This window comes from Phytohabitans sp. LZ39 (assembly GCF_059359075.1).
The window spans coordinates 1-1,052 of sequence record NZ_JCADBM010000059.1 but is presented as its reverse complement, the minus strand read 5'-3'; the positions used below and the strand labels follow the sequence as shown (position 1 = coordinate 1,052).

Below are 1,052 nucleotides of genomic sequence, written 5' to 3'. Positions count from 1 at the left end.
CCCGACCACCTCGTGGCCACGGCCCAACAGCTCCTCCACCACGTAGCCACCGATGAAGCCGGCCGAGCCGGTAACCAAAACCTTCGACACGAGAAACTGCTCCTAGCTGAGTGACGCGGGGACTGACGGTGCGGAAACGGCCTCGGGCTCGGGCTCGGCCGGGCGGCGCTTGGCGATCTGCTCGACGGTGAGCCGCCGGCCGTACGCGAACCTGTACCACCGCAGGTACGACGGCAGAAACCGCCCGAGGTCGAAGTGGGACTCGCCGAGCTGACGGTCGAGCCAGATGGTCGGGATCTCCGCGACCGGAAGGCGCAGCCGCCCGGCCTTGGCGGTCAGCTCCAGCCCGATCTCGAAACCGGTGCGCGACTCGATCCCCACCTGGCGCACGAACTCGGTGTCGTACGCCTTGAAGCTGTTGGTCGCGTCGCGCGTGCCCACCCGGGTAAACGCGTACAGCGTGCGGCCGGCCCAGCGGGACATCATCCGCTTGAGCCGCGGCCCGCCCACCTGCTGCCCACCGGGCATGTACCGCGACGCGGCGGCCACCACGACCCCGCGCTCTACGAGCCGGGCCAGGTCGTCGATCTGGCGCGGGTCGTCGCAGCCGTCGGCCATCGTCACCACCGTCACCGGGGCGCGGGCCGCGTCGATGCCGAAGCGGATCGCGTTGGCCGGGCCCCGACCGTACGTGTTGAGCACCGGCCGCACCTGCGGATGCGACTCGGCGATCTGCTTCGCGTACGGGACCGTGGTGTCTTCCGGCATGTCGTGCACGAGCAGGATCTCGCTGGGCAGCATGACTTCGCGCAGGATGCGATCCATGCACCGGATGATCGCTTCGCCCTCGTTGTAGACCGGGATGACGACGGAGATCCGGGGCGTGATCGTCATACCTTCACGCCTTGGCCGGTCAGCCCCCACATGTCGATGACCGGGGTCTGGGTGTCCAGGGCGGTGTACTCCTGGTGTGGACAGGCGATGACGAGCAGGTCGGCCTTGGCCAGCACCTCGTCGAGCGATACGAAGCGCTCGTCCTTGATGTGCGGATC

The 1,052-nt window shown here is 68.5% G+C and carries 2 protein-coding genes; both read right to left on the bottom strand.

What is annotated here, in order from left to right; translation table 11 throughout:
- Positions 1 to 90, bottom strand: a 90-nt coding sequence (locus AC5L36_RS45320) for an NAD-dependent epimerase/dehydratase family protein (RefSeq protein ID WP_441225309.1), incomplete at its 3' end; no start/stop codon positions are given.
- 12 nt (positions 91 to 102) lie between these two features.
- On the bottom strand, positions 103 to 894 hold the full coding sequence (locus tag AC5L36_RS45315) for a glycosyltransferase family 2 protein (RefSeq protein ID WP_441225307.1): 792 nt from the start codon (positions 892 to 894) through the stop codon (positions 103 to 105).
- Positions 895 to 1,052: the final 158 nt, after the last annotated feature.